At 63.5% G+C, this 6,000-nt stretch carries 3 protein-coding genes and 1 pseudogene; all 4 read right to left on the bottom strand.

Annotated features, from left to right (window positions below):
* Positions 1-462: pseudogene (locus VIF40_RS21335) on the bottom strand (hypothetical protein); the annotation flags it as partial.
* 366 nt (positions 463-828) lie between these two features.
* Complete coding sequence (locus VIF40_RS21330) at positions 829-2,157, bottom strand: PepSY-associated TM helix domain-containing protein (protein WP_331939533.1); 1,329 nt, start codon at positions 2,155-2,157, stop codon at positions 829-831.
* Between the two features lie 54 nt (positions 2,158-2,211).
* A complete protein-coding gene (locus tag VIF40_RS21325) occupies positions 2,212-4,827 on the bottom strand; it encodes a TonB-dependent receptor (RefSeq protein WP_331939532.1) in 2,616 nt (871 codons plus the stop codon).
* Positions 4,828-5,025: 198 nt separating this feature from the next.
* Positions 5,026-5,961 carry a FecR family protein gene (locus VIF40_RS21320; protein WP_331939531.1) on the bottom strand — a complete coding sequence of 312 codons (936 nt, stop codon included), beginning with the start codon at positions 5,959-5,961 and terminating at the stop codon, positions 5,026-5,028.
* Positions 5,962-6,000 lie beyond the last annotated feature (39 nt).

Raw genomic sequence — 6,000 nt, 5'->3', positions numbered from 1 at the left:
GAACAGATCGGCGCCGCCGACGATGCCTTGGATGGGCAATCCGTTGATGGTTCGCGCCAGAAAGAAATCGGAGACGCCGCGCACGGTGATGCTGCGGTTGAAGGAGAGGCCGTAGGGGTCTCCCGAGTCCTCGATCACGCTCGGCAGGAGATCGAGCGCCTTGTATGAGCTCGCCTGCGCAGGACCGCCGAGTATCTGTATGCCCGCCCGCGTCACCGAGCTCTTGGGCGTCGGCGCGTCGTCGGTCGCAGGATCGCTCAGCGCGTCGCCGGGGCGCGCGGAACGAAACGGATCATCGGAGGCTTTCGCCCGATCGGTTCGCGGAGCGCTCTCGGAGCCGATGTCGATCGTCGGCAGGGCTTCGACGCCCAGAGCGGGGGAGGCGACGCAGAGAAGAGCCAGGAAGGATACGCCCAATACATGACGTTCTGTGATACAGAACGCTTCGAGATTGCGATTCATTTAGGCCCCCTCAGCCTCCCCGACGGAAATCCGCCATATAGTATCGCTATATAAATGGGATCGACGTCGGTCCGCCACCTAGCTCCGGTTGTCGGTTGCGTAAAAAGCACGTAAATTTCAATAAGATGCCCAAATTCATAGCGCATCGACCGTAAAGGTCTCAGTTTGCTGAACGGATAGACGGATGTCGAGCCAGGCGCCCAACGCGTGTGATACTCCCGGTCGACAGGAGGCAAATCGCAATAAAGCGCCCCGATCCGGAGAGTAGTGCGTGCGCCGCGCCGATTGCTGAAGAGGGTCGCGATGAGTTCATAGTGGCGATGCTTCGCGTCGCGCGCGCCTCGACGAGGCGACGCATGCGCACCGTCACTCGGTGGTCAGCGCCTCCAACGATGCGTCGGAAGACGCGCCACGCGCCTTGTGAAAGCGCCGCGCTTTCCTTTTTTTCCACCAGATGTAGACGCCGGTGACGGACAGCATGGCGATGACGAGGCCGAGGATGCAGACGAAGATTTTGTAGGGCAGGCCGAACACTTCCGCCTTGTGCAGCGCCTTGAGCCAGGCTTCGACCGTATTGCCCGCATGCTCGCCGGTCGGCGCGCGGAAATCGAACATTTCGCCCGTGGCGCCGTCGAAGCGGACCGTCGCGCCTGGACGGTGGAGCGCGACGGCGAGATCGCTCTCGACGGCATAAGTATAGAGACCCAATTTTTGGTCGTAGAGCAGCAACATCGGCTCTCCGATCGCGAAGCCGCGCGTCCTCGCCTCCACAGCCATCAGCTGCTCGCCGGCAGCCAGCGCGCCGCGCCAGCCGAGCGAAGGATGCGGATTGCTCGAACGCGACTTCGCGATCTCGCGCGCTTCGATGCGGTAGTCCGCCGAGGAGCGGAAGTCGAAGAGTGTCTTCATCACCGGCTCATAGACCGACTTCATGTTGAACATCACGCTCGACCAGGCGAAGACGAGCAGCATGGCCCAGAGCCATAGCCCGCTCGCTCGATGCAGATCGAAATTGAGCCGATAGGCGCCGGCGCCGCGCTTGATCGCGAAGGCAGGCCTCCATTTGCGCCAGAATCCCGCGCGCGATGGCGGCAGCGTGAGATAGAAGCCGACGAAGCAGTCGATCGTCCAGAGGACCGCGACGATTCCGAGAATCGTGCCGCCGAAGAAAGGGACGATCGGCGTCAAATGGATGTGTAGCCAATAGATGAAGGAGATGATGTTGCCGAGCCCTTCGGACAGCTCGCCCCTCATCTTGCGGCGGGGAAGCTCGGTTCCGGTCCAAGGGTCGACGAACATCCACATGTCGGCGGGCGACATTTTTTCCATGAGCGCCGCCATCGCGCCCATGTCGATCTTGCCGGTCTTCTGGTCGAGCGGAAGCTTGGGCTTCTCGCCGGTCTCCAGCCCCAGCAGCATCTTCGGCATCAACACGATCCGGGCGCTGTCGGCGCCCATCCCCACGCCCATCAAGAGGCCGCCCGGCGGGACGAGCGCCTCGCCCCGCTCCGCGAGCGTCGCGAGGTCGAGCTTTGGTTCGCCGGGCCGCGGCGTCGCATGGAATTGCGGCGCCAAGACATGGTCCAGCTCGTCACGGAAGGCGAGAATGCTGCCGGTGAGTCCGACGAGCAGCAGAAAGATCGTCATCGCCAGGCCTATCCAGCGATGCAGGAAAACAAAAATGCCGCGGATCATGGGCGTCAGTCCCTCGCAATACCGAATGAAACCGATTTGCGCGTCATTGCGCGGTCAAAATTCGAAGCGCAGCGAGCCACGCACGGCGAAGGGCGGGCCGTAGGAACGGGCGCCGACGAGAGCGAAGCCGGAAGGCGTTTTGGAATACACGCTGGCGTCCGCGTAATAGGTCCTGTCGAAGAGATTGGTGACATTGACCTGCGCCTTGGTTTTCACGCCGTCGAAATCGAAACTGTAGCCGGTCATCAGATCGACTGTTCCCCAGGATGCGACCAGTGGGGCGACGCCGGGAAGAGCGCCGGAACGGTCATTGATCGGCTGCGAGCCGTGATAGGTGTATGAAGCTCCGACTTGCAGTCCCTTGAAGGTCGCGTCCTGGAATTCATAGGTGGTCGAAAGGCTCGCCATATTGCGCGGCACATGCGGAAAGCGCTGACCGGGCTGGAGGCCGTTGAGCGCGCCGCCGGTCGAGGGCGTGCCATTGGTGATGCGCACATCCTGGTTCGTATAGGTGACGATCACGTTCCATCCGGGCAGCAGCTCGCCCTGAATGTCGACCTCCGTCCCCTTGCTGCGCGCTGCCCCGACGACAGTGACGCAGCCGCCGGCGAGGCCGGCGCAAACATGCGTGAGATCGGGATCTGCGATCGGAATATTCGATTTGACCAGATCGTAATAATCCGCTGTGGCGCGCAGCCTTCCATCGAAGAATTCGAATTTTGCGCTGGCCTCCCAGCTCTTGGCGTTCGACGGCGGCGCGAGCGTGCTGTCGGGATAGACGAGTCCCGAGTTTTTGCCGAATCCTTCGGTGTAATTGCCATAGAGGCTCACCCATTGCTGCGGGCGCCAGAGCAGGCCGAAGCGCGGCGTCAGACGATCCGCGTCCGTCGACGGGGTGACGGAGTTGCTCGCCAATCCCAGGGTCGACAAGACACGGTTGGTATTCTCTTGGCGAATTTTCTGGTATCGCGCTCCGGCCATGACCTGGAACCCGTAGGGGAGCTCGATCTGGTCCTGCAGATAGACGCCGGCCGTGTCTTGCCTGGCAAAAAGCGACGACGCGCCGCCGCTGACCGCTGACCCGGAGCTGATCGCGCCCGGATGAATCGGATAGGCGAGGCTGATGAGCGTCGCATAGCTGCGCGTGAGCTGGGGATCGGTTTTCGCGAGAACGCTGAATCGGTCGAAATCGCCGCCGATCAACATCGTGTTGCGCGCGCCGAGCAGATCGAAATGGCCGACGATGTCGAAATTCGTCGAAAAAGTCGTCGCCTCCGTCGAAGGCGCTTCGCCGGACCGGACGGTGAGCGACCGAGAGACGGTCGGATTGGCGCCGCCTGCGACCGACGTGCCAGCGTTCACGAAATTCGAGAAATAATCCATTGTGTCGAAGGCGACGCGCTGCTTGATCGACCAGTCATTGTCGAAGCGATGCGACAGCGACAAGGCGGCGAAGATCGATTGCGTGTGGGAGGGGGAGCCCTCCCAATAATTGACATTGCGCGGAATCGTCACGAAGGACCCGTTGAAGAGCACGGCGTTGGGTCTGTAGATGGTGGTCAGGTCATTATTGTATTCGAACTCCCCCTTCACGGAGGTCGTCTCGCTGAGATTCCATTTGACGACCGGGGCGACGAAGACGTTCTGGCTGTGGGTCAGGTCGACGAAGGAGCCAAAGGGCGCGCCATTGTTCTCATAGGAGGCGCTCAGCCGGTAGAGCACGGATTTGTCGTCGGTGAGCGGACCGGTGGCGCCGACGCTGGTGCGATAGAGCGCGAGCGAGCCGATCTGCTGGGTGATCGAATAATGGGGCTTTTCCTGCGGGTCGTTGCTGGTGATGTTGATGATGCCGCCCGGCTCGGAAACGCCATAGAGTATGGCGGCGGGGCCTTTGAGCACTTCTATGCTCGACACATTGTCGAGCTGCCGCGAGCCGGTGGTGTCGATATTGCTATATCTGTTGATGCGAAACCCGTCGCGATAGAACTCTCCGGCCTGGAAGCCGCGCAGGAATATTCCGCCGGTGCGCGCGAAGCCGCCGGACGTGGTGGCGTTGGTGACATAGACGCCGCTGACATTGCGCAGCGCCTCGGTGAAATTGATCGCCTGCTGATCCTCGATCGCCTTGCGCGTGATCGCCTGCACATTGACGGGGGTGTTCATGACCGTGGTGTCGGTCTTGGTTCCGACCGACACGACCGGCGTGACATAGGAGTTCTCTGGCGTGAGGGTCGGCTTGCCGGAGCCGGGCCCGCCTGTCGCAGGCCGCGGCGCGCCAATGTCGATCGTCGGCAGCGCCTCCGCCCCGGCGTCGCTGCGCACCGTGTCGTTCTGCGCCAGCACGATCGAAACCGCCCGACCATTGTTGGTGAAACGATAGCCGAGGCCGGTTCCCGCGAGAACGCGATCCAGCGCCTCCGGCAATGTGTAGTCGCCGGACAGGCCCGGCGTCGTCCTTCCGCGGGTGATCGCGGCGTTGTAGAGGATATGCAGCTCGTTGTCGTCGGCGATGCTGTTCAGCGCCTCCGTCACCGAGCCCAAGGGAATGCGATAGGGACGCGCCGCGCCGACGCCGTCCTGCGGCGGGATCGCCGCCTGAGCGGGCGAAGCGGCTGGACCCGCCCCCGTCATGAATGCGCCGAGCGCCGCCGCCGCGATCGCCGAACCCATTTGGCTATCCTTCTTCGCCTCGACTCGACGAAACCGTCTTTTCGCCATTTGCCCGACTCCTCGATCTCATTGCGGCGCCGCGGCTGGAGAGCGGCCCCTGAATCGATCGACGTAGCCGGGGTGAGAAACGAAACGTCCTCCATGCAAAAAAAATTTCAGCGAACGCGCAGAATTGCGCGCGATGCGCAGAAACCCTCGCTATTCGTGCAAGAAAATCAGATAATTGGACAAATAGGTGGGGCGCAGGCCGAGATTGGCCTCGATCTCGGCGAGGGTCTGCGACGGATCGTCGACGCCGAACACGCCGCTCACCCTGCGCTCGCAGGCGGAGGTCGGAACGCAAAAGACGAGGCCGCGCCGATAGCGCCCGAGCGCCGTCAAGACATCCCGGAGCCTCTGATCGTTCACGATCAGCTTGCCGCGTCGCCAAGCCGTCACGCGCGCGACATTGGCCGGCTCCGGGGGCCGAGCGGCGCGGTCCCGCTCGAAGGCGCTCTCCTGCCCCTCTCCGACGAGCGTTCTGGCGCCGCCGCTCGCCACCTCGACGCCGTGCTCGGTGACGGCGACTTCGGCTTCGTCATCGTCCACAGCGACGTCGAACGCCGTCCCGCGCGCGGTGACCGTCCCGCCCGCGGCTTCGACGACAAAGGGCCGGGCGGCGTCGGGCGCGACCTGGAACCAGGCCTCGCCGGCGAGAAGCGCGACGCGTCTTTCCGACGCCGAGCGGCGGATGGCGAGCGCGGATTTCGGCGCGAGATGGACGACGGAGCCGTCCTCGAGCGTCACCAGCCGGGCTTCGCCCACTCCCGTGCGATAGTCCGAGCGCAGCAGGGCGACCAAATCCATGAAATCGACGGCCAGAAAGAGCGAGGCGGCGACCAGGACCGCCGCGCCCAGCCGTCGAAGGGCGCGTGCGCCGCGCGCTCGCGGAACTGGAGCTCCGAATGTCTCGAGATAGCCCGTGAAGCCGGCGATGTCCTCGAACGCGGCTCGGTGGCGCGGGTCGCTCGCGAGCCAGGCCTCGAAGGCGGCGCGCTCGCTCCGGGACAGGGCGCCGATCTTGCCGCGCACCCACCAGTCGACCGCCGCGGCGCGGATATCCTGCGGATCGCCTGTATTGCGTTCTTCAGCCATCACTCGAACCAGGCCCTAGATTTCCGAGCGCGCTCGGGC

Source organism: Methylosinus sp., assembly GCF_036560965.1.
Lineage (GTDB): Bacteria > Pseudomonadota > Alphaproteobacteria > Rhizobiales > Beijerinckiaceae > Methylosinus.
Note: the sequence above shows the minus strand (reverse complement) of the source record. Positions and strands in the feature narration are given on the sequence as shown.

Coding starts and splice junctions, on each gene's coding strand:
- VIF40_RS21330 (WP_331939533.1), bottom strand. CDS start 2,157: ATGATCCGCGGCATTTTTGTTTTCCTGCATCGCTGGATAGGCCTGGCG.
- VIF40_RS21325 (WP_331939532.1), bottom strand. CDS start 4,827: ATGGGTTCGGCGATCGCGGCGGCGGCGCTCGGCGCATTCATGACGGGG.
- VIF40_RS21320 (WP_331939531.1), bottom strand. CDS start 5,961: ATGGCTGAAGAACGCAATACAGGCGATCCGCAGGATATCCGCGCCGCG.